A 19,940-nucleotide genomic window follows, 5' to 3' on the forward strand; every position below is an offset into this window, starting at 1 on the left:
CCTCAGTCTCCTTCGTCTTCGTAGCCCACAAGATGCAACGGGCGTGCCTTGATGCCGGCAAGCTCGCACCAGCGCACCAGTGCCTCTTCACGACCATGCGTGACCCAGACCTGCTGCGGCGCAATATCCGTGATCGTTGAGATCAGCTCCGGCCAGTCGCAATGGTCGGAGATTACCAGCGGCAGCTCGACGCCGCGTTGCTTGGCGCGTTGCCGAACCATCATCCAGCCGGACGCAAAAATTGACAGAGGATCTTCGAAGCGGCGTGCCCAGCGGTCGTTGAATGCCGATGGCGGTCCAACGACGACCGCCCCTTTGAAGGCACCGGATTTTGTCTGCACGGTGGTTGCCGGCCGAAGATCACCCAGGTCGATGCCTTCTGCGCGATAATAGTCGCAGAGCTTGGTGAGGGCTCCATGTATGTAGATCGGCTTCTCGTAGCCGGCGCGGCGAATGAGTGAAATCACCCGCTGTGCCTTGCCCAGCGCATAGGCCCCGACCAGATGGCTGCGCTCCGGAAACTGGTTGAGCGAGGCGATCAGTTTGAGGATCTCAACCTGGGGGTCGGGATGATGGAAGACAGGTAGCCCGAAGGTCGCCTCGGTAATGAAGACATCACAGGGCACTGGCACGAAAGCCGCGCATGTCGGGTCAGGGGAGCGCTTGTAATCGCCTGAAACGACAATTCTTGTGCCATTGTGCTCGATCTCGATCTGCGCTGAACCCAGCACATGCCCGGCGGGATGAAAGCGCATAGAAACACCATTGTGGCTGATCGTTTCGCCGTACTCCGCCGACTGGGCGCTGCCGCAAAAGTCTTCGCCATAGCGGATAGCCATGATCTCGAGTGTCTGCCGTGTCGCCAGGACGCGATCATGCCCGGAACGCGCATGATCGGAATGTCCATGCGTCACCAGAGCATTCTCGACCGGTCGCACCGGATCGACATAAAAGTCGCCGGGAGGGCAATAGAGCCCGTTGGGGGTGGGATGCAGCACTTGCTCTGGCTTGATCATGTCAACAAGATAGGGCGCGCATCAACGCCCGGCCAGACGGTTATGCGGCGAAACGCGAAACGGCCAGGTAGCCTGCGGTGGCGGCCGTTGCCGTAAGAAATACACCCCAGGCCATGTCGACCACGCTGACCGAGATGGACCAGCCTTTCAGTGTCGACAGATTGGTCATGTCATAAGTGCCGTAGGCGAGGAGCCCCAGCAGGGCGCCATTGATGATCGCGGTGGTGATGCTGGTGGCATTGACGGCAGGCAAAACGGCAAAATAGACGATACCGGCGATATAAATGAGATAAAAGACACCTGCTGCGGCAAGATTGGGGCTCGCCAGCATCAGGTCTCCTATGTTCCGGCGATAGAAGCCTATCGCCAGGCGCGTCAGCCAGAGGAAATCGAGTCCGAAGAACACGACTGTTGTCGACAGATAGGCGACCACATAGGTCATCGTGTTTCTCCATTCTTCGGTCTGCCGCGACCGTGCGTTTGACGCTAGATTCCGAGGATAGGCTGCAACAGCCGCAGAAGCCGACTTTGGAATTTCAGCGGCGCATCGGTTACGGCCAGGCAGATGCAATCTTCTTCCGGAGTTGCAACGGGCTGATGCGTCAGGCTTTCATCGGCTTCCTCAAGGTCGCCTCTCTTGAAAACGCTGGCGCCATCGGTGAACGCGCCCTTGAGCACCAGCGTCAGCTCACGCCCGCCATGCGAATGTTCCGGAACGGGTTTTCCTGCCGGGATCTTCAACAGCCGCACCTGGGTTCGGCCGTCCTCCGTCTTGATTGGAATGTGATAAGCACCCCGTCCGAGCGCCTTCCATTTCAGATGACCGACATCAGCGCCGAGATAGGACCGGAGCGGCTCAGGCAGAACGGGAGCATCCGTTTGAGCAGCCGCAGCCTTGGCATCCGGCCTTTTCAAAGGTTCGGCCGCTGATATTTTCGCCTTCATCTCTTCCCAGCTGCTCGCCGGCATCCCGGCGCTCGTCTCCGGTATCGCCAGTTCCAGCATCTCGCCGCCGGCATGTTCCATGAATGAAAGTCGGTTGCGACAGCTCGGGCAGAGCGCAAGATGAGTCGCAACGGCGAGGCTCCAGCCCTCTGCCAGTTCTCCGGTGGCATAGGAAAGCAACAGTTCATCGCTGATATGGTGTTGGACCTGGAGCGTCATGCGCGTTGCTCCAGTGCTGCTCGCAATTTTGCAAAAGCGAGACGGATACGGGATTTGACGGTGCCCATCGGCAAACCGAGTTCGGCGGCAATGGCGCTGTGCGAGGCTTCTTTGTAAAATGACATCTTCAGGAGTTCGAGTTGTTCGGGTGGAAGTGTTTCCATGGCGCGCCGGAGGCGATCGGCCTCTTGGCGTCCCTCATATTCGACATCGGCCGGCGGTACGTCATCCGGTACGAAGGCCGGGTCGGTAGGATCGAATGTCGGTCGCCGTTCCTTGCGAAAGGCGTCGATGCGCTGATTGCGGGCGATCGTAAAGATCCAGCTGGACACATTGCCCCTTGAAGGATCGAATTGTTCGGCCTTGTTCCAGACAGCCAGCATCGTCTCCTGCATCAATTCCTCAGCTGCCTGACCGTCGCGGGCAAGCTTGGCCATGTAGGCCCGAATTTTCGGGCTGTAGTGCCTGAAGATCTCCTCGAACGCTTCGATGTCCCTGTCCCGGCCGACGGCCGCCAGAAGTTTCGAAAAATTACGCTGCGCAAGATCGTCTGCAGAATCGGACATAGAAACGCTTGTCTTCCCCTTTTGAGGCTGCGCCACGGCAGTCTGCCGCACCAATAGCCCGGGGCCATTCTGGCATGCATCTGCCGATATGGGAAATGTGTTGACCATCATGCCAGCCATTACGGCGAGGCCGCTTTTCCGGATCACCGATGAGATTTTATTCCCTGCCATCAATCCGTTCCCGGCATGCAGCCGTAGTGGGAGCAGATAAAATTTGTGGCTTTGAATTGAAGGGCGGATAATGGAAACGGATATTTCTAGGCCTGTTGCCAGCGGAAAGCGCAGGATCGCGGTCATCGGGTCAGGAATCTCCGGTCTGTCCTCCGCCTGGTTGCTGTCGAAAAGCGCAGATGTCGTGTTGTACGAGACCGAATCCCGTGCCGGCGGCCACTCCAATACGGTGGTTGCACCAGCCGATGGCAGGAATATCCCGGTCGATACGGGCTTCATTGTCTATAACGACCGCAATTATCCGAACCTGGTGAAGCTTTTCGAACACCTGAAGGTTCCGACTTTGGCTTCGAACATGTCATTTTCGGCCTCGCTGTCGGGCGGCAGTTTCGAATATTCCGGCTCCGGCCTATTCGGATTGCTTGGCCAGCGCAGCAACATCTTCAGCCCCCGCTTCTGGAAAATGCTGTCTGACATCATGCGCTTCTACCGGGAGGCGCCGGGCCTGTTGAAGCGCCCGGAACTTGAGAATGTCAGCCTCGGTTCCTACCTGGCATCTGCCAGCTACAGTGCTTCCTTCATCGAAGACCATCTGCTGCCGATGGGCGCTGCAATCTGGTCCACCACCGCACATGACATGCAGCTTTACCCTTTGCATGCCTTCATCCGGTTCTTCGACAACCACGGTTTGTTGTCGCTGACAGATCGGCCGCGCTGGCGCACCGTAAACGGTGGAAGCCGGGAATACGTAAAGCGAATTCTGGCAGATTTTTCAGGCGAACTGAGGCTGTCCACGCCAGTTGCCCAAGTTCGTCGCGGTCGTGCAGGTGTCGAAATTACCGACGTCAGTGGCCATCGGGATCAGTTCGACGATGTCGTGATGGCGACTCATGCCAATCAGAGCCTCGATCTGCTGGAAGATGCCGATAGTTCGGAACGTCGTGTTCTTGAAGCCTTTCAGTACACACCGAACCTTGCCGTGCTTCATTCCGACGCCCGGCTGATGCCACGGCGCAAATCGGTATGGTCGAGCTGGAACTACATCGCCGATGGCCGGGATGCGGCCAGTGAAGCGCCATGCGTCACCTACTGGATGAACAAGCTCCAGTCTCTCGACGCCGCGCATCCACTCTTCGTTACACTCAATCCCTGCCGCGAGGTCGATCCGGCGAAGATCGTCCGGACCTTCAACTACGAACATCCGCTGTTCGATACAGCGGCCATCCGTGCCCAACGGCAACTCTGGCAGGTGCAGGGGCGACGCAATACCTGGTTCTGCGGCGCCTATTTCGGCAGCGGCTTCCATGAAGACGGTCTGCAGGCCGGGCTTGCCGTCGCCGAAGCGCTCGGGGGCATTCGTCGACCGTGGATCGTTGCCAACGAATCCGGCCGGATCGTGATCAGCCACAATCGTCTCGAGGCAGCGGAATGACCATGTCCTCAGCGATTTACGCCGGTCACGTGCTGCATGTCCGGCACCGGCCCAAACAGCACAAGCTGCGCTATAGCGTGTTCTCGTTGCTGGTCGATCTCGACGAATTGCCGCTGCTTGACCGGTCCTTGCGCCTTTTCGGCCACAACAGGGCCGGCATCTATTCGGTGCACGACGAAGACCACGGCGACGGCATTACCGGGGGGCTGCGTGACTGGGTCGAGAGCCAGCTTCTTGCTGCCGGCGTCGAGGCAAGTGGCATCAAGGTCCGTATGCTCTGCTACCCGCGCATATTGGGTTATGTATTCAATCCGCTGACGGTGTATTTTTGCTATCGAGACAATGACGAATTGGCTGCCGTTCTCTACGAGGTCAGCAACACCTTCAAGGAACGCCATACCTATGTGATCCCGGTAACGCCAGGCGGCAAGGTTTTGCGCCATCAATGCGCCAAGGAGATGTATGTCTCGCCGTTTATTCCCATGGACTGCCGGTATAGTTTCAGTATCCAGCCGCCGTCGGAAGACGTTGTGATCAATATCAGCGAAACCGATGTCGACGGACCGCTGTTGTTTGCCGGATTTACTGGACACCGTCGGGACTTGTCGGATGCAGGCTTGTTGCGCATGTTGTTAACCTTCCCCTTGATGACCCTGAAGGTGATGGGAGGCATACACTGGGAAGCGCTACGGCTATGGCTGAAAGGCACGCCGGTGTACCGCCACAAGGCTGCAGCCCAGCCGATCGCGACAACGATCGTTCTGCAGAATGGGATAGACAAGCCATGAGCCATGCCGAGCAGGAAATGCAAACTTTGACCAATGCCCGCTCGTTCTGGCAGCGGATCTTATGCGGATGGGCCGACAGGATATCGGTGGGCCGTTTGACGCTGCAGTTTGAAGGCGGCGGCGAACATGCTGCGATCGGGGGCGAAGCAGGACCAAGCGCGGTCTTGTATGTCCGAAACGCCAAGTCGGTATTTCGCATCCTGACGGGCGGCACGCTGGGTTTTGCGCAGTCCTTCATCGACGGTGATCTGGACAGTCCGGATATCGGAGCGGTGCTGGAACTGGCACTGGCGAACGAAAAAAGCCTTCAAAAGGTACTCCATCCATCGACGATATTCGGCCGGATGGCACATCTGCGCCACAAGTTGCGGCGCAATTCCAAACAGGGCAGCCGTCGCAATATCGCCTTCCACTACGACCTCGGCAATCAGTTCTACGGGCTTTGGCTGGACCGGACGATGACCTATTCGTCCGCCTTGTACACGCCGTCGAGCCTTTCTCTGGCGGACGCGCAGGAGGAAAAATACGCCCGTATCGTGCGCGAGCTGGGCATCGGTGCCGATGACCACGTTCTGGAGATCGGTTGCGGTTGGGGAGGATTTGCGGAATATGCGGTCCGCACAACCGGTTGTCGCGTTACCGGTTTGACACTGTCTGTGGAGCAGGCTCGTTTCGCCGAGGAGAGATTGCGGAAGGCCGGCATCGCCGAGCACGTCGATATTCGTCTCGAGGACTACCGCGACTGTAAGGGGCAGTTCGACAAGATCGTTTCCATCGAGATGTTCGAGGCCGTCGGCGAGGAAAACTGGCCAGTCTATTTCGAGGCAGTCCACGAGCGGCTGGCGCCGGGCGGCTGCGCTCTCATCCAGACGATTACCATCGACGAGGCGCGGTTCGAGGGTTATCGGCGCAATGCCGACTTCATCCAGACATACATCTTTCCGGGTGGCATGTTGCCAACCGTTACCCTGTTCGGCTGTGACGCTCAAAATGCGGGATTGCAGGTCTCCGACTGCTTCCGCTTCGGCAAGGACTACGACCGGACACTTATGGCTTGGGATGCGGCCTTCACCGGTAATTGGCAAAAGATCGCACCGCTTGGCTTCGATCGCCGCTTCTACCGCATGTGGCGCCTTTACCTGCATTATTGTGCAGTCGGTTTCCGCACGGGGCGCATCGATGTCGTGCAATTCAGGCTGGACAAACCGACGCTGAATTGACCGCGCCGGTTCAGGAGGCGGGGGGCCGCAACATTCTGCGGGTAATGGCAAATCTCAGCCTATGCGGCAATGCGTGGAGCAGCCGGATTGCGAGCGCCATTTTCCAGGGAAAGATGATCTCGAACCGGTTTGTGTTAAGGCCGTTCGCAATGCTGTCGGCGGCTTGTTCTGCCGACACCAGAAAGGGCATGGGAAAATCGTTCTTCTGGGTCAAGGGTGTGTCGACAAAACCGGGATTGACGATGGTCAGTTTTACGCCGTGGCTGTCCAGTTCCGGGTAAAGCGCCTCGCACAAAGCGTTGAGCGCCGCCTTTGTGGCACCGTAGCTCGCGGCACCCGGCAGCCCGACATAGCCCGACACCGAAGCGACAACGGCAATATGGCCGTGTCTGTTTTTCATCATGCGCGGCATGATCGCCTCGAGGCATTGCGCGGTGCCCAGGACGTTCAACTCGAACATCTGCCGGGTGCGCGCGCTGCTGAAGCCTTCAGCGTAGTCGCGCGTATAGGAGCCAGCGGCAAAGATCGCCAGATCGATAGGGCCGAGGGTTGCCTCGATCGTCTCTGCAACAGTCTGAACTGCCGCTCCGTCCGTGACATCGAGCGGGAAAGGTCGGATATGATGCGGCGCACTTGTGGCCAGATCAGCCAGTGCGTCACCGCCACGGGCGCTGACGGCGACGGTATAGCCGTCGCGCACCAGTCTCAGAACGAGTGCCCGGCCGATGCCGGAGCTTGAACCGGTAATCCACGCGATCTTGGTCATGGCATCCTCTTGGTTTGTCATGCAACCAATACGCCATGACCGGCCAGTCGGTTCAGGCCTGCCAGCTTTCCAATAGTGCCAGTCCGCGCTTCAGCAGCGTTTTTGCCGCGTCAGCAGTGGGCGCCTCGACATAGCAACGCATCTCCGGTGCGTTGCCTGACGGCCGGAAGTGAACGATCGATTGATCATCGAGTGTGACGCGCAAGCCATCGATGTCGCTGATCGATTGCACGTCGCCCAATGGCACAAGAAAATTCGCTAGGTTCTCGGGAGAGTGGCGCAGATGCGCCATCAAAGCCGCGCTGCGCTCTACGGCGAAATTCTCCAGCCGGTCACTGAGCGCGATTGGCATGCTGAACGATGCGGCGAGCGCCGAAAGCGATTGGCCAGTCTGCTTTGCCGTTGCCAGAACGGCCAGCGCTGGCAGAAAACTGTCGCGTGTCGGCAGTGCCTTCAGCATGCTCGTCCCGACATCGAAATCCGAACCCAGCATCAGGCCGCCATTGGCCTCGAAACCGATAACGCCTGTTTGTCCGCCCGCCAGCGCTTCGTTCATCGCTGCAATGACGAAAGGCGATCCGACACGCGTGCGGACGACGGTAAACCGTCCGTCAGCCTCGAGGCCGGAATTGGAGGTTACCGGTGTTGCGACAACCGCCGCCTTCAGAAAGCGCGCTGAGACAAGACCAAGCAGGTCGCCGCGCAAGGGCGTTCCACACTCGTCCGAAACCAGCGGCCGGTCGCCGTCTCCATCTGTCGAAACGATTGTGTCGAGCGCCAGTTCGTCCGTCCATTCCGCCAGCAAGGCGACAGTCTGGTCCGATACGGCCTCGGTGTCGACCGGGATGAACTGCTCCGAGCGGCCGAGCGGGAATACAGTTGCGCCGAAATGTTCGAAGACCTTGACCATCATGTCACGGGCGACGGTGCTGTGCTGGTAGATGCCCACACGCATGCCGGCAAGCGCTTGGCTGGGCAGTGTTGCGAAGTTCCGTGCCAGGAAAAGTTCCGTTGCCTGCGCCTCGTGATTGGAGCCGGAGCCTGTTTCGACGCGATTGGCCTCGGCGTCATCCGCGAGGCTCGTTGCCAGTGCGACGATTGCCTGTTCGTCCTGCTTGTCGATTTCGCCGTCCGGCCGATAGAATTTGATGCCGTTCCGATCCGCGGGAATGTGTGATCCGGTGATCATAATGCCGCCGGCGTTGATCGCTGCGCCATACAGCGCCAGTGCCGGAGTCGGGATCGTCCCGCAATCGATCGGCGTCAGTCCCGCACGGGTGAGCGCAGCCATGACGGTTGCCGCAATCTCCGGGCTCGATTGGCGAAAATCCCTTGCGATGACGACACGGCCGCCAGTGCCGACGAGGTTCTTTTCCAGTAGGAACCGGGCAAAGGCTGTTGCATAGAGGGCCGATACGCTTCCGACCAGTTCAGAGGAAAGCCCGCGCAACCCGCTAGTTCCAAACTTCACTGCCATGCGATTCTCCTGCTCATCAGACTGATGGAGAACTGCATATAGAGCCCGCAGGCCGAAGCCTCAAGCAAACCTGTCATTTTCGATGGGGAAGCAGAAATGGAAAGAGCCTGGCGCGGGAGGAGGATGCGCCAGGCTCTTAAACTTGATCGGCAATCGGGAGGAGGAGGAGAGTTGCCGATCCTATCGGGCGGCACTGGGAGGAGGAGTGCGCCGCTTCGATGCTCTTGTTATAGTCTTCTCGGATTCGAAAGCCAATCGTTGTTGTTGCATCGCAGCAGTGCTAAAATTGCATAGCTGGTTCTGATTTTGATTGATGGGAGCGCGCTTCTCGTTCGACGGCATTCATATTGGAAGAAAAAATCTTCGAAAATGATCCCGATGGCCGGCAACATCGGTAGAACTGAACATGTAATAGGCTGTGGCGTCAAAATCTATGCAAATGACGGATAGCTCTGACTCGGCCGGGCGCATGGAGATGCATGTTCTTTGCGAATTAATGCCCGACTTTAGGGCTTTTGCGCCAATTCTGTGCGGCTCTCGCCTGACGCTTGAGTGGCCGGGGTGGTTCAGTCTTCTGCTTTCGGCTATAGCGGGCAGAGCATATATTGACGGAGAGACAGGAATGGCACCGACGATCCGCTTTCACGAAGGTGATATTTCCGCAGACGATGCCGCGCGCTACACCGGTGCAATCGCAATCGATACGGAAACACTGGGCCTTGTTCCGCGACGTGATCGGCTCTGTCTGGTGCAGCTTTCGTCAGGCGACGACAGCGCCGACATCATTCGCATAGCGGCGGGTCAAAAAGAGGCTCCCAATCTCGTCGCCATGCTGGCCGATCCTGCCCGCCAGAAGATCTTTCACTATGGGCGTTTCGATATTGCCGTCCTATTTCACACCTTTGGCGTGACCACCACACCGGTATTCTGCACGAAGATCGCCTCACGCTTGAGCCGAACCTACACGGATCGCCACGGCCTGAAGGACAATCTGAAGGAGATGCTGGAAGTCGATATCTCCAAGGTGCAGCAGTCGTCGGATTGGGCCGCCCAGACACTGAGCAAGGCTCAACTTGAATATGCCGCTTCTGATGTTCTTTATCTTCATGCGCTGCGCGATCGCCTGATTGCCCGTCTGCTCCGAGATGGCCGTATGGACCACGCTAAGGCCTGCTTCGAGTTTTTGCCAACGCGAGCAAAGCTCGACCTGCTAGGCTGGGACGAAACCGACATTTTTGCACATAGCTGATATCGACCTTTCAGACCGGCAGCTGTTTCTAAGTCAAAACTGCGTCCGACCCGGTGGATGCGACCACGCCTTTGCTCGATCCCCGATGGATCCTGCCGCATACTGAGTGTGTGTTCCGGCAAGGTGCAGGCGACGATCGTTCCTTGAAAAAACACGGGTTAATTCTTGGGTCGCGGATGCGAACTCGCCAAGCCTTTCTTAACTCCCGTCACCCATCATGGCTGCAAAGAATCAGAGGGGCAGGATTGGTTTTCGCACCGGTCATGCCTCCATAGCGCGGTGAATTTCTGCGGACATGACGGAAGCATCCTTTAGCCTGCTTGAGACGGTATCACGTGATTTGCCAATGTACCGGGATGATCCGGAAAGCCAACTGGCATCATTCCCGGACGGCGTCGATGACGACGCGCTGCATTCTGATCAGGATGAATCAGATTCCAAGCCTAGTTACGCGCCGGCCAACTGGCTCGATGCGTTCACGGCCGACGAGCGCAGCCATTCGGGCAATATCGCTCCGAGAATTGCTTCGCCTTCCGACGACGCGGGCCTCTACCAAATGCACATGAAGCCTATGGACTGATCAGCGCGGGTCTATCGCTTCCGCGGCGCGCTGTCGGATCTCGTCAAAGCTCCAGTCGCGCACAAGCGTGCCGTTCTCCCAGACCGGGTGCAGGATGTTCTCCCGGCTGCCAAGTTCGGCGAGGGGGATATTGACGATGTCGGTGCCATCTGTGATCACCGCCAGCCGGCCGGACATGGGCGCTTTTTCCTGAGGATTTGTCGGTCGCCGCCCGATGTCGCGCCAGACGCCCCTGTCGTCCTTGAGCGCACTTGCCCGCATGGTGAAGGACAGGGTATCCCGGTTTACCTTGTGCAGCAGTGCCGAGCCCATACCGAAGGAAATGTTCTCGGCCGAAAACCCCATGCCTTCCAGTCGACCCAGGATCATCTGGATGTCTTGTAGCGATACGCCATCTGATTGGATGACCCTGACATTCCCATCCAGAACCTTGAAGCCCTTGCTGTTCAGCCGTGTGCCGTAGGCGTAGGCGAGCTGCGCCACAACCTGAACCGGGGTTTCGATCGGATCGCCGCTATCGGGCCGCACGACCAATGTCGCCCCGGATGCCCGAACCTTGGTCTGCAATTGTTTACCCCAGATCTCCGCAACTGCGTTGTTGAGATCGAAGCTGTCCGACACGACAGAATAGGCGGCGAACTTCGAGAAACGGTCGATCATGTTGGCAAAGGCATTGGGCTCTCGGCTCTGGCCCCATGCGGTGATCGTGCTGTGTTCTGCAGCCGGGATGGATTTGCCAGCCATCCGGGCGCCATAGTAGCGGCGTGCATGCAAGATGCCCGGCAGGGAATCGGAGCTGTCGAAATGCACGAGATGCGCCGCGCCGCCCAAAGCTGCCTGTTCCAGACTGGATGTGCCGCGCGCGCCATAGTCGCTGATGCGGTTCCTTTGCAGGTCAGCGATATCGTCGGCTGTGCGATCGAGATATGGTTGGATTGCCAGCCGCAGGCGCCATGCCGTGGTGGCCACCGTCGACGGATACCAGACCGCGCGCAGCAGTGCTGGCTCGATATGCGACGTTAGCCACGGTACCAACGGATCCGTGTTGACGACCTGCACGACAGGCACGCCGCGCCGAATGGCAATGCCTTCGGGCAGGGCCGCGATGCGCAGCGGCAGAAATCCGCCGTGAGCCTTGAGGATATGTGTCCAGCCCGTACGGTCGAAGGGCTGCCCGTGGAGCCCCGCGACATCTTCCGCCTCCTCGATATCGGCAGCGGTGATCGGCTTCGAGAGATATTCCTTCAGGAACATCTGCAGCCCGAAAAACATAACTTCCGGCCGGAAGGAGTTGCCGCGAGTGGTGATGAGGGCACTGATGGCGTGGGTATCTGCGGGATATTGCAGATAGTGCCCGAGCTTGTAGCTGTCCGTGTTCAAAATCGCATTGAGTGTCATGCTGGGCGTCCATCCGGATTTCAGCCCGACAATACCGCATCGCCGACCGAGAATCACGCTGCATAGAGATGTAAGCGAGCCATGCTGGAGCGGCAAGGATAGCCTTGGCAATTATGGTTAGCGCTTTCTTAACCATCTTTGGCGACACTGTGCGTTGATAAGTCGGCAAGTCCTTTGTGTTGATCACTCCGTGCCGTGTTGCATGGAGACCACGGGCCGCATGAGCGGTCTGATTTTGCTCTTGTTGTTTCACTCGCACCGAGAGAGGTGGCTATGCTTCCTCCTGTGAGCGCCGCGTCCAATATCTATCTGACCCACCAGGAAACACGTGCGCCCGGTATAGCGGCTGGCGTCGGTGCGAGCGCTGGGGCAGGCGCAGGGGTAAACACGGTCACGAACACTCCCCGTGCGCTGGAACAAAACACTGAAATCGCGGGCCGCCTCAACCTTCTCCTTCTGACCGGCCAGGAGCGGATGTCGCAGAACCTCGCGGTGCTGGTCGACTTGCTCGGCAGCGCACTGAAGATGGAACGCCTGCCTGATGAAACATTGAGTGGTTTCGCGGTTCGCTTGGTCGAAGCGCTCAGCGATCTGTCTCCTCGCGAGCGTTTCGCGGTTCAGCGCCTGTTGGTGCAGACATTTGCGGGCCTGCAGTTGCGAACCCTGATTGAGGCATTCCGCAATCCCGCCGGCCCGGAAGCTGCAACCCTCTCGATCTACCTGGAGCTTTATCGCCAGAAGGATCGCGATCTGGCCGCCCGATCTGTGGTGACATCCTACAGGCAAAATTCTGGAGAGGCGCGCGCACCTGCGGCTGCGATCCAGACTTCGGCCAGCGATTCGGCTCTGCCATCACCCGTGGCACAGTCCACAGCCGATAGGCGCGATATCAACAATCAAACCGCTGTCAGGCCGATGCCTGCCGAGCGACACGCGGTCGCGCCGTTCGTCGAGGATGGGAACCGTAATTTGGACGGGATGACAAGGCATGTGCTAGCCGGGCGGTTGGAGCAATCCCAGGCAGCAGCATCGCGTCCGGCACCTGCTGCAGTGGACACCATTCCGCCAGTGAGAGGCCAGCAGCCCAGCCTTGACGTGGCACCTCACCTGCTTCAGGCGCATTTGGACGAGGCTTTCTCTGCCGGCAAGCCGATTGCAGCCAGAGGTCAGGAACAATCTGCCGATTTGTCACCGCCGGCAGGGAACCGTTCGCCTTCGTCAATCGAAGACACCGAGCTTGACGACAAGCATGGACTCCCGGCCGGTCTGCGGCACAAAGATGTCGGGCAGGATACTGCGCGCGTTGGCGGGGTCGATCGCGACCTGGTTGAGCAAGATGAAGACAATGCCATGTTTGCTGCGTTGCCGGGTGCTGCGGGTTCGATGCCGGTAACGCTTGCAACAAGCCTTGCTGCTTTGCAGGTTGAAGCCGCCGAGACAGATCTGGTTCGCGCCTTGCTCAATCTTCAAGGGCAGGATGGCAACGACGATGTCACCCGCGCCGACAGCGTCCACAGCGATGCTGACGATCGGATGGCCATGCTTCAGGAAGTGGGCGTTGCCCGCACAGTTCCGGACGAAGATGCCGTAGATCTCGCTCAGGCGGCGCGTATCCGCAACGGCGGCTTCGAGGAACAGGTGGTCTATGCAACAACGCCGCCGCTGACCGAGACGCCCGAAATTCTTCTCCATTCGGGACTGCGCGAGGTCATCCCCGTTCCCTTCGTAAACTACTTGATTGCAGACGACTTCAAGGCGGAGCCGACGGAGGTCGACGAGCGCAGGCATTCTGGTGAGGATGAAGAAGCAGAGGATGACAGACCGGAGGATGACGGGGCAGAGCAGGCCGACGAGGATCGGCCGGATGACGGTTCCGCCGGCGCTGAACAGAACGAACACGATCATGACCAGGCCGCGCAGGACGACGCTGTAGAGGAAGAGCCTGTCCACTCTCTTGGAGCAACCGAGCCGGCCGCCGTTTTGGTGGATCTCTCTTTCAATCCACGGGTCACGCAGACTGGGGAGATCGATGACCCCGCCCATGATCTCTATGTTCGGATGTCCGGATTGATCTGAAGCCGGAGCAGCCAAGCGAAGGTCAGGCGGTTCTCAACAAAAAACCCGCCGGACGTTTTTGTCCGGCGGGTTTTCCTATTCAGCGAAACCGAAACGATTAGTCGTTGGTGCGGTTCTTCAGGGCTGCGCCCAGGATGTCGCCGAGCGATGCGCCAGAGTCGGACGAACCGAACTGAGCGACGGCTTCCTTCTCTTCTGCGATCTCGAGAGCCTTGATCGACAGCATGACCTTGCGATCCTTCTTGGAGAAGTTCGTGACGCGAGCGTCAAAAACCTGGCCAACGGAGAAACGCTCAGGACGCTGGTCGTCACGGTCGCGAGCAAGGTCGGCGCGGCGGATGAACGACGTGATGTCTTCGTGAGCAACGAGCTTCACTTCGACGCCACCATCGTTGATCGCGATGACTTCGCACGAAACAACGGCATTCTTGCGCAGTTCGCCCGAAGTTGCTGCTTCGCCAACCGCGTCGCGGCCGAGCTGCTTGATGCCGAGCGAGATGCGTTCCTTCTCGACGTCAACGTCGAGAACGACGGCCTTGACCACGTCACCCTTGTTGAACTCTTCGATGACCTGTTCGCCCGGACGGTTCCAGTCGAGGTCGGAGAGGTGAACCATGCCGTCGACGTCGCCTTCGAGGCCGATGAACAGGCCGAATTCGGTCTTGTTCTTGACTTCGCCTTCGACTTCAGTGCCGGCCGGATGGCTGAAGGCAAATGCCTGCCACGGGTTCTCGAGGGTCTGCTTGAGACCGAGCGAGATACGGCGCTTCGACGGATCGACTTCGAGAACGACGACGTCGACGTCCTGCGTGGTCGAAAGGATCTTGCCGGGATGAACGTTCTTCTTCGTCCAGGACATTTCCGAGATGTGGATCAGGCCTTCGATGCCCGGCTCCAGCTCGACGAATGCACCGTAGTCGGTGATATTGGTCACGGTACCGGAGATCTTCTTGCCAACCGGGTACTTGGCAGCGATGCCATCCCACGGATCCGACTCGAGCTGCTTCATGCCGAGCGAGATGCGGTGGGTTTCCTGGTTGATGCGGATGATCTGAACCTTGACCGACTGGCCGATGGACAGGATTTCCGAAGGATGGTTGACGCGGCGCCATGCCATGTCGGTGACGTGCAGCAGGCCGTCGATGCCGCCGAGGTCAACGAACGCACCGTAATCGGTGATGTTCTTGACGACGCCGTCAACAACCTGGCCTTCTTCGAGGTTCTGCACGATTTCCGAACGCTGCTCGGCGCGCGATTCTTCGAGGACCGTACGGCGCGATACAACGATGTTGCCGCGACGCTTGTCCATCTTGAGGATTTCGAAGGGTTGCGGGTTGTGCATCAGCGGGGTGACGTCGCGGATCGGGCGAATGTCGACCTGCGAACGCGGCAGGAAGGCGACAGCGCCGTCGAGGTCGACCGTGAAGCCGCCCTTGACCTGGTTGAAGATGACGCCTTCAACGCGCTCACCAGCTTCGAACTTGGCTTCGAGCTTGATCCAGCTTTCTTCGCGGCGAGCCTTTTCGCGCGACAGAACAGCTTCGCCAAGAGCATTTTCGATGCGCTCGACGTAAACTTCGACTTCGTCGCCAACCTTCAGCGTGCCGTCCTTGGCACGTGCGCCGAATTCCTTCAGCGCGATGCGGCCTTCAACCTTGAGACCGACGTCAACGATTGCGACGTCCTTCTCGATGGCTGTGATGATGCCCTTGGCAACATAGCCTTCTGCCAGATCGGTCTTGGCAAAGGATTCTTCGAGAAGGGCTGCAAAGTCCTCCCGCGACGGGGTAGAAACAGACATGAAATCTCCTAATCGCATCCATCTCGGATGCGGGCTGCGCCGGTGGTTCGTGTTGGTCGGGGCCAATTCCTTCGTCCGCTCTAAAGAGCAATCCGGCGCGGGGACGGTGGGATCGGTCAACTCAAACGGAAAACGGCTAGGCCGGTTCCGGATCAGTTCATGCTTTATCCAAGGCGGCGTCGATCAAGACCTTCGCTGCCTGAAACGCCGCCTCTATACTCATTTCCGATGTATCTAGCAAGTGCGCGTCTGCAGCTGGTTTCAAGGGGCTGTCCGCACGGCCCATATCGCGCTCGTCGCGACGCTTCACGTCATCGAAAATGGCGTCGAAGCTGGCAGATCCGCCCTTGCCGACAATCTCGTCGAAGCGACGCTTGGCTCGAACCTCGGGTGAGGCCGTGACATAGAGTTTCACCGGCGCCTGCGGGCAGACGACGGTGCCGATATCGCGACCGTCGAGCACGGTTCCGGGCTCGCGGCTGGAAAAGGCACGTTGCGCTTCGACCAGCGCGCGACGCACAGAGGGCATGACAGCGATCTTCGAGGCGGCCTCGCCGATTTCGTGTGCCGACAGGATCTCACGGTCGAGGCCCGCAAGCTCGACGGAGCACGCCATTTCCGCTGCAACGCCTTCGTCGTCGAGCGGAAGTCCCGCATCCAGCAGGGCCTTGGCTGTGGCGCGGTAGGTAAGCCCCGTGTCGAGGTGATGGAACCCATAGTTTTCGGCGATAAGGCGCGATAGCGTTCCCTTGCCGGCTGCAGCAGGTCCATCAATGGCGATGATCATCGGCGTCCTCGTCGTGAAAATGAGATCTGCGTTTCTGATACCGATCTCGGCCGTGAATGCCAAGCATGCCGCCAGGTGGCGCCTTCCAGTGTCGAGACGCGATTCCAGGCCTATCGACCGGCTGAACGCAGGAGCTGGTCTGCTGTCTCCCTCAATCGCTGCAGTTTGCCTTTGACAGACCCGAGCGCAACGATTAAGGGGACCGACTACAGATTGGCCGGCTTTCCGCCGGGCGCTTGGCGCATGCCCTTATTCTTCACGACTTCATGAGGCTTTGACAGTGGCGAAGGCAGAACTTGGAACGAAACGCACTTGCCCTGATACCGGCAAGAAATTCTACGATCTGAACAAGGATCCGGTCGTATCCCCCTACACGGGCAAATCCTGGCCCCTCTCCTATTTCGAGGAGACCTCGGTCGCAGCCATCATGGAGAAGGCTGAAGAAGAGGAAGTGGCCGAAGTCGATACCGAGAACACGGATGTCGAACTGGTTTCGCTTGAGGATGCAGATGATGCAGCCGGCGGCGACGACATTCCTGACCTCGGCGACGACGACGTCGAAATCGACGGCGATGACGATGATGATACCTTCCTCGAAGCCGATGAAGATGATGACGATGACGACATGACCGGCATCATCGGCGTCTCCGGTGATGACGACGAAGTCTGATTTTTCAATATTTTCGGGCCCGGCGACGAAAAGTTTTCCGGGTCCGAATTTTTAGGCTTGCTATCTTCGGAAACCGAACGTATTAAGCCGCCACCCCGACGGAAGCACTGCTTCACGGGGTTCCCGGAACCGGCCTTGCCGGACCCTTGATGGGGCTATAGCTCAGCTGGGAGAGCGCTTGCATGGCATGCAAGAGGTCAGCGGTTCGATCCCGCTTAGCTCCACCAAAACTCTCCAATCATAGATAGATCATTCTGCTGAATCGGGATAAACCCTGGTCATTTCCGTATGAACGAAAAACGGCCGCGGATGTATCCGAGACCGTCGCTCACCTTCGTTGAGATATATTTTGCGTTCAGCGCGGGAAAAGCTGCCCGCGTTCCCTGCTTTCGGGGCGATCGATGGGGAACCAGTCGACGATCTTGTCGATTTGGATTTTCATTTCTCTGTCGCGGAGCTGGACGCATAATGTATCTTCGGCCATGCCGAGCGGGGTTCCGATATAGATGCGGTTGTTTCCGGTTTCATCGACGGTATCAATTGCAAAACGCATGAACACCCTCCCCATTAAAGAATCGAAATTTGGCAATGGATGTGGATGTAGAAACGCGCGCTTGAGCGAAACTGACGTATCTTGAAGGATCCGCGCAATCCGGCGCGCAGGATGTAAAATAAGGCTCTGCGTCGATGAGCCGTGCCGGGGCAGTGCGGGAATTAAGGAAGCCGTATGTTTGTTGTGTCGAAATTGTTCTGGATGGCGGCGCAGCCGCTATCGCTAGCCTTTCTCTTCGCAACGCTGGCCTTTTTCGCCCTGATATTTCATCGACGCAAAACGGCAATCAGCGCCCTTCTGGTCGGTCTCATCATTCTGTTTCTCACGCTTTACACGACGCTCGGGTCCTACGCGCTGCAGGGCCTCGAGGCGCGCTTTGCCCGTCCGGCAGGAGATCCAGCGGCGCCTTCCTGCATGATCGTGCTCGGCGGTGCCTTCGATACGGAGGTGACTACACAGCGCGGCGGTATCGAATTCAACCAGGCCAGCGAGCGATTCGTCGAGGCGCTGCGGCTGGCCCAGCAGTTTCCTCGGTCAAAGATTTTCGTGTCTGGCGGCGACGGGTCGCTGAGCGGCAGCTATGAAGGTGATGCTGCGGCCTCCGAACGCTTCTTTGCCACGTTCGGCGTTCCGGCCGAAAGGCTGATCGGTGAGCCCGCTTCGCGCACGACCTACGAAAATGTCGAAAACAGCGGAGCACTCCTTGAGCGCAATGGCTTGAGCAATTGTCTGCTGATCACATCGGCCTTTCACATGCCGCGCTCCATCGGCCTGTTTCGCAAGGCCGGCATCGATGTTGTGCCCTGGCCCGTCGATTTCCGCACGAGTGGCATCGTCACGCCCGCTTTGGATTTCACCCAGCCGACCTTGAACGCGCAACAGATGGCAACGGCTGTGCGTGAAGGCATCGGTCTTGCCGCCTATTATGCCCTCGGGCGAACGAGCGCGCTTTATCCCGCGCCGTGAGCCGACCCGGCTACGTCTTAGAAGGCCCGCCTACTTCTTGGAAATTGTCAGGAATTTTGTGCCTCTGACCCGCACCGTCATTTCGCAAGGGTCTGTGCCTTCCTCGCGCTCGCAATATTTCGGGTGCATTTTCAGGACAAAGACCATGTTGCCGAAGCGCTTAATGAAGTCGTAGCTGTACATCTGCGCGGTGGCGATCATGAAATAGCCGCCCTCCTTGACCTGGAGGTAGAAATTGAACGGACAACCCTCCTCGGAGCAGTCCGGGCCGCGCGTGCCATCGCACAGGATTTCGCTGCTATTGGTGACCGCGTCGATCAGTCCATCGTTGTTGATGTCGATGCGACCGATGAAGTCGGCACCGTATTGCACCAGTTTGCAGCGTTTGCCGTAATGCTCCTTCTCGTAGATCTCCGGATCATTGAGAAGTTCCTGCTGTGCATGGGCAATCGGCGCTGCAAGGCCAAGCAGCAGGGCAAGAAGCAAGCGAAGAAAAGGCGACAAAGCTGAACCTCCGGTGTGCAGCGGCCAAACGACAGGAGGCGTCAATCTAGCGCAGGCGGCTTGCGTCACCCTTAACGGCGTGATTCAAATCCTGGCACCGGCCGGAAGGAGAAAGAGACATGTCGCTGCTATCGTATCTGGACTATGCCGGCATCGCGCTGTTTGCGGCAACGGGTGCGTTGGCGGCGTCGCGCAAGCAGCTCGACATGATCGGTTTCCTGTTCTTCGCCGTCATCACCGGCCTGGGCGGCGGCACGGTGCGTGACATCGTGCTCGGTCGTGTCCCGGTCTTCTGGGTCCTCAATCCGGACTACATCATTGTCTGTTGCGCCATCGGCGTGCTGGTCTTCTTTACCGCGCATCTTGTCGAGTCGCGCTACAAGCTGTTGATCTGGCTGGATGCGATCGGGCTCTCGGCCTATTGCGTCATGGGTGCGGCCAAGGGGCTGGCTGCCACGGGATCACCGACGATTGCCATTGTCACGGGAACACTGACGGCGAGCCTCGGCGGCGTGCTGCGAGACCTTCTCGCCAATGAGCCATCGGTATTGCTGCGGCCGGAAATCTATATCACCGCAGCGCTTGTCGGCGCCGCTGTCTTTACCGTCGCCAATGAAAACGGCGTGCCGCTCTATGTGGCATCGATGATTGGCGCGCTGGCGGCATTCATTGTGCGCGGTGGCGCACTCTATTTCGGCTGGACCTTCCCGACCTACCGGCACAAGCCGGGACGGCATCCGGATGAGGTGATGTGAG

At 58.6% G+C, this 19,940-nt stretch carries 20 protein-coding genes and 1 tRNA gene; 10 read left to right on the forward strand and 11 right to left on the reverse strand.

Annotation, left to right across the window (positions count from 1 at the left end; all coding sequences use genetic code 11):
* Positions 1–2: 2 nt before the first annotated feature.
* The 4 genes from IM739_RS03270 to IM739_RS03285 are packed head-to-tail and all read right to left on the reverse strand — an operon-like array spanning position 3 to position 2,746.
* Positions 3–1,016: a ligase-associated DNA damage response exonuclease gene (locus tag IM739_RS03270; RefSeq protein ID WP_442981084.1), complete on the reverse strand. Its 1,014-nt coding sequence runs from the start codon at positions 1,014–1,016 to the stop codon at positions 3–5.
* A gap of 40 nt (positions 1,017–1,056) precedes the next feature.
* Positions 1,057–1,458 (reverse strand): DUF2177 family protein, encoded by a 402-nt coding sequence (locus tag IM739_RS03275; RefSeq protein ID WP_237369811.1) that lies wholly within the window; start codon positions 1,456–1,458, stop codon positions 1,057–1,059.
* Between the two features lie 44 nt (positions 1,459–1,502).
* Positions 1,503–2,180 carry a ChrR family anti-sigma-E factor gene (locus tag IM739_RS03280; RefSeq protein ID WP_237369812.1) on the reverse strand — a complete coding sequence of 226 codons (678 nt, stop codon included), beginning with the start codon at positions 2,178–2,180 and terminating at the stop codon, positions 1,503–1,505.
* Positions 2,177–2,746 (reverse strand): sigma-70 family RNA polymerase sigma factor, encoded by a 570-nt coding sequence (locus tag IM739_RS03285; RefSeq protein ID WP_237370959.1) that lies wholly within the window; start codon positions 2,744–2,746, stop codon positions 2,177–2,179. The genes IM739_RS03280 and IM739_RS03285 overlap by 4 nt, the downstream gene beginning before the upstream one ends.
* 241 nt (positions 2,747–2,987) lie before the next feature.
* Between IM739_RS03285 and IM739_RS03290 the strand changes: the two genes are divergently transcribed.
* The 3 genes from IM739_RS03290 to IM739_RS03300 are packed head-to-tail and all read left to right on the forward strand — an operon-like array spanning position 2,988 to position 6,357.
* Positions 2,988–4,349 (forward strand): NAD(P)/FAD-dependent oxidoreductase, encoded by a 1,362-nt coding sequence (locus IM739_RS03290; protein ID WP_237369813.1) that lies wholly within the window; start codon positions 2,988–2,990, stop codon positions 4,347–4,349.
* The gene (locus IM739_RS03295; protein ID WP_237369814.1) at positions 4,346–5,137 is read left to right on the forward strand and encodes a DUF1365 domain-containing protein; all 792 of its coding nucleotides are present in this window, start codon (positions 4,346–4,348) and stop codon (positions 5,135–5,137) included. The genes IM739_RS03290 and IM739_RS03295 overlap by 4 nt, the downstream gene beginning before the upstream one ends.
* Complete coding sequence (locus tag IM739_RS03300; protein WP_237369815.1) at positions 5,134–6,357, forward strand: SAM-dependent methyltransferase; 1,224 nt, start codon at positions 5,134–5,136, stop codon at positions 6,355–6,357. Before IM739_RS03295 ends, IM739_RS03300 begins: the two co-directional genes overlap by 4 nt.
* Positions 6,358–6,367: 10 nt before the next feature.
* Here IM739_RS03300 and IM739_RS03305 read toward each other — a convergent pair whose 3' ends face one another.
* On the reverse strand, positions 6,368–7,123 hold the full coding sequence (locus IM739_RS03305; RefSeq protein WP_237369816.1) for an SDR family NAD(P)-dependent oxidoreductase: 756 nt from the start codon (positions 7,121–7,123) through the stop codon (positions 6,368–6,370).
* A gap of 52 nt (positions 7,124–7,175) precedes the next feature.
* Positions 7,176–8,600: a phosphomannomutase gene (locus IM739_RS03310; protein WP_237369817.1), complete on the reverse strand. Its 1,425-nt coding sequence runs from the start codon at positions 8,598–8,600 to the stop codon at positions 7,176–7,178.
* A 622-nt stretch (positions 8,601–9,222) separates the two neighbouring features.
* On the opposite strand from IM739_RS03310, the gene IM739_RS03315 reads away from it, so the two are divergent.
* Positions 9,223–9,849, forward strand: a complete 627-nt coding sequence (locus IM739_RS03315; protein WP_237370960.1) for a ribonuclease D — start codon at positions 9,223–9,225, stop codon at positions 9,847–9,849.
* Between the two features lie 295 nt (positions 9,850–10,144).
* Entirely contained in the window at positions 10,145–10,429 is a 285-nt protein-coding gene (locus IM739_RS03320; RefSeq protein WP_237369818.1) for a hypothetical protein, read from the forward strand.
* Here the strand turns inward: IM739_RS03320 and IM739_RS03325 are convergent, their stop codons facing one another.
* The gene (locus IM739_RS03325; RefSeq protein ID WP_237369819.1) at positions 10,430–11,827 is read right to left on the reverse strand and encodes a nicotinate phosphoribosyltransferase; all 1,398 of its coding nucleotides are present in this window, start codon (positions 11,825–11,827) and stop codon (positions 10,430–10,432) included.
* 273 nt (positions 11,828–12,100) lie between these two features.
* On the opposite strand from IM739_RS03325, the gene IM739_RS03330 reads away from it, so the two are divergent.
* Entirely contained in the window at positions 12,101–13,903 is a 1,803-nt protein-coding gene (locus IM739_RS03330) for a hypothetical protein (protein WP_237369820.1), read from the forward strand.
* Between the two features lie 97 nt (positions 13,904–14,000).
* On the opposite strand, the gene rpsA is transcribed toward IM739_RS03330, so the two are convergent.
* Together rpsA and cmk are read right to left on the reverse strand one after the other, a co-directional pair.
* Positions 14,001–15,704: a 30S ribosomal protein S1 gene (rpsA, locus tag IM739_RS03335; protein WP_237369821.1), complete on the reverse strand. Its 1,704-nt coding sequence runs from the start codon at positions 15,702–15,704 to the stop codon at positions 14,001–14,003.
* Positions 15,705–15,861: 157 nt separating this feature from the next.
* Positions 15,862–16,491 (reverse strand): (d)CMP kinase, encoded by a 630-nt coding sequence (gene cmk / locus IM739_RS03340; protein ID WP_237369822.1) that lies wholly within the window; start codon positions 16,489–16,491, stop codon positions 15,862–15,864.
* Positions 16,492–16,771: 280 nt separating this feature from the next.
* Here cmk and IM739_RS03345 point away from each other — a divergent pair, with 280 nt between their 5' ends.
* Positions 16,772–17,161: a TIGR02300 family protein gene (locus IM739_RS03345; protein ID WP_007606023.1), complete on the forward strand. Its 390-nt coding sequence runs from the start codon at positions 16,772–16,774 to the stop codon at positions 17,159–17,161.
* A 151-nt stretch (positions 17,162–17,312) separates the two neighbouring features.
* Positions 17,313–17,388: transfer RNA gene (locus IM739_RS03350), tRNA-Ala, on the forward strand.
* A gap of 128 nt (positions 17,389–17,516) precedes the next feature.
* On the opposite strand, the gene IM739_RS03355 is transcribed toward IM739_RS03350, so the two are convergent.
* The gene (locus tag IM739_RS03355) at positions 17,517–17,714 is read right to left on the reverse strand and encodes a hypothetical protein (protein ID WP_237369823.1); all 198 of its coding nucleotides are present in this window, start codon (positions 17,712–17,714) and stop codon (positions 17,517–17,519) included.
* A 174-nt stretch (positions 17,715–17,888) separates the two neighbouring features.
* On the opposite strand from IM739_RS03355, the gene IM739_RS03360 reads away from it, so the two are divergent.
* Positions 17,889–18,680 carry a YdcF family protein gene (locus IM739_RS03360; RefSeq protein ID WP_237369824.1) on the forward strand — a complete coding sequence of 264 codons (792 nt, stop codon included), beginning with the start codon at positions 17,889–17,891 and terminating at the stop codon, positions 18,678–18,680.
* Positions 18,681–18,710: 30 nt separating this feature from the next.
* Here the strand turns inward: IM739_RS03360 and IM739_RS03365 are convergent, their stop codons facing one another.
* Positions 18,711–19,184, reverse strand: coding sequence for a hypothetical protein (locus IM739_RS03365; RefSeq protein WP_442981085.1), 474 nt, complete (start codon positions 19,182–19,184; stop codon positions 18,711–18,713).
* 119 nt (positions 19,185–19,303) lie between these two features.
* On the opposite strand from IM739_RS03365, the gene IM739_RS03370 reads away from it, so the two are divergent.
* The gene (locus tag IM739_RS03370; protein ID WP_237369825.1) at positions 19,304–19,939 is read left to right on the forward strand and encodes a trimeric intracellular cation channel family protein; all 636 of its coding nucleotides are present in this window, start codon (positions 19,304–19,306) and stop codon (positions 19,937–19,939) included.
* Position 19,940: the final 1 nt, after the last annotated feature.

It is taken from the genome of Rhizobium sp. SL42 (genome assembly GCF_021729845.1).
Lineage (GTDB): Bacteria > Pseudomonadota > Alphaproteobacteria > Rhizobiales > Rhizobiaceae > Allorhizobium.

Bases quoted from the DNA above. Each gene is read 5' to 3' on its own strand.
- IM739_RS03270 (WP_442981084.1), bottom strand. From the start codon at position 1,016: ATGATCAAGCCAGAGCAAGTGCTGCATCCCACCCCCAACGGGCTCTAT.
- IM739_RS03275 (WP_237369811.1), bottom strand. From the start codon at position 1,458: ATGACCTATGTGGTCGCCTATCTGTCGACAACAGTCGTGTTCTTCGGA.
- IM739_RS03280 (WP_237369812.1), bottom strand. From the start codon at position 2,180: ATGACGCTCCAGGTCCAACACCATATCAGCGATGAACTGTTGCTTTCC.
- IM739_RS03285 (WP_237370959.1), bottom strand. From the start codon at position 2,746: ATGTCCGATTCTGCAGACGATCTTGCGCAGCGTAATTTTTCGAAACTT.
- IM739_RS03290 (WP_237369813.1), top strand. From the start codon at position 2,988: ATGGAAACGGATATTTCTAGGCCTGTTGCCAGCGGAAAGCGCAGGATC.
- IM739_RS03295 (WP_237369814.1), top strand. From the start codon at position 4,346: ATGACCATGTCCTCAGCGATTTACGCCGGTCACGTGCTGCATGTCCGG.
- IM739_RS03300 (WP_237369815.1), top strand. From the start codon at position 5,134: ATGAGCCATGCCGAGCAGGAAATGCAAACTTTGACCAATGCCCGCTCG.
- IM739_RS03305 (WP_237369816.1), bottom strand. From the start codon at position 7,123: ATGACCAAGATCGCGTGGATTACCGGTTCAAGCTCCGGCATCGGCCGG.
- IM739_RS03310 (WP_237369817.1), bottom strand. From the start codon at position 8,600: ATGGCAGTGAAGTTTGGAACTAGCGGGTTGCGCGGGCTTTCCTCTGAA.
- IM739_RS03315 (WP_237370960.1), top strand. From the start codon at position 9,223: ATGGCACCGACGATCCGCTTTCACGAAGGTGATATTTCCGCAGACGAT.
- IM739_RS03320 (WP_237369818.1), top strand. From the start codon at position 10,145: ATGACGGAAGCATCCTTTAGCCTGCTTGAGACGGTATCACGTGATTTG.
- IM739_RS03325 (WP_237369819.1), bottom strand. From the start codon at position 11,827: ATGACACTCAATGCGATTTTGAACACGGACAGCTACAAGCTCGGGCAC.
- IM739_RS03330 (WP_237369820.1), top strand. From the start codon at position 12,101: ATGCTTCCTCCTGTGAGCGCCGCGTCCAATATCTATCTGACCCACCAG.
- rpsA (WP_237369821.1), bottom strand. From the start codon at position 15,704: ATGTCTGTTTCTACCCCGTCGCGGGAGGACTTTGCAGCCCTTCTCGAA.
- cmk (WP_237369822.1), bottom strand. From the start codon at position 16,491: ATGATCATCGCCATTGATGGACCTGCTGCAGCCGGCAAGGGAACGCTA.
- IM739_RS03355 (WP_237369823.1), bottom strand. From the start codon at position 17,714: ATGCGTTTTGCAATTGATACCGTCGATGAAACCGGAAACAACCGCATC.
- IM739_RS03360 (WP_237369824.1), top strand. From the start codon at position 17,889: ATGTTTGTTGTGTCGAAATTGTTCTGGATGGCGGCGCAGCCGCTATCG.
- IM739_RS03370 (WP_237369825.1), top strand. From the start codon at position 19,304: ATGTCGCTGCTATCGTATCTGGACTATGCCGGCATCGCGCTGTTTGCG.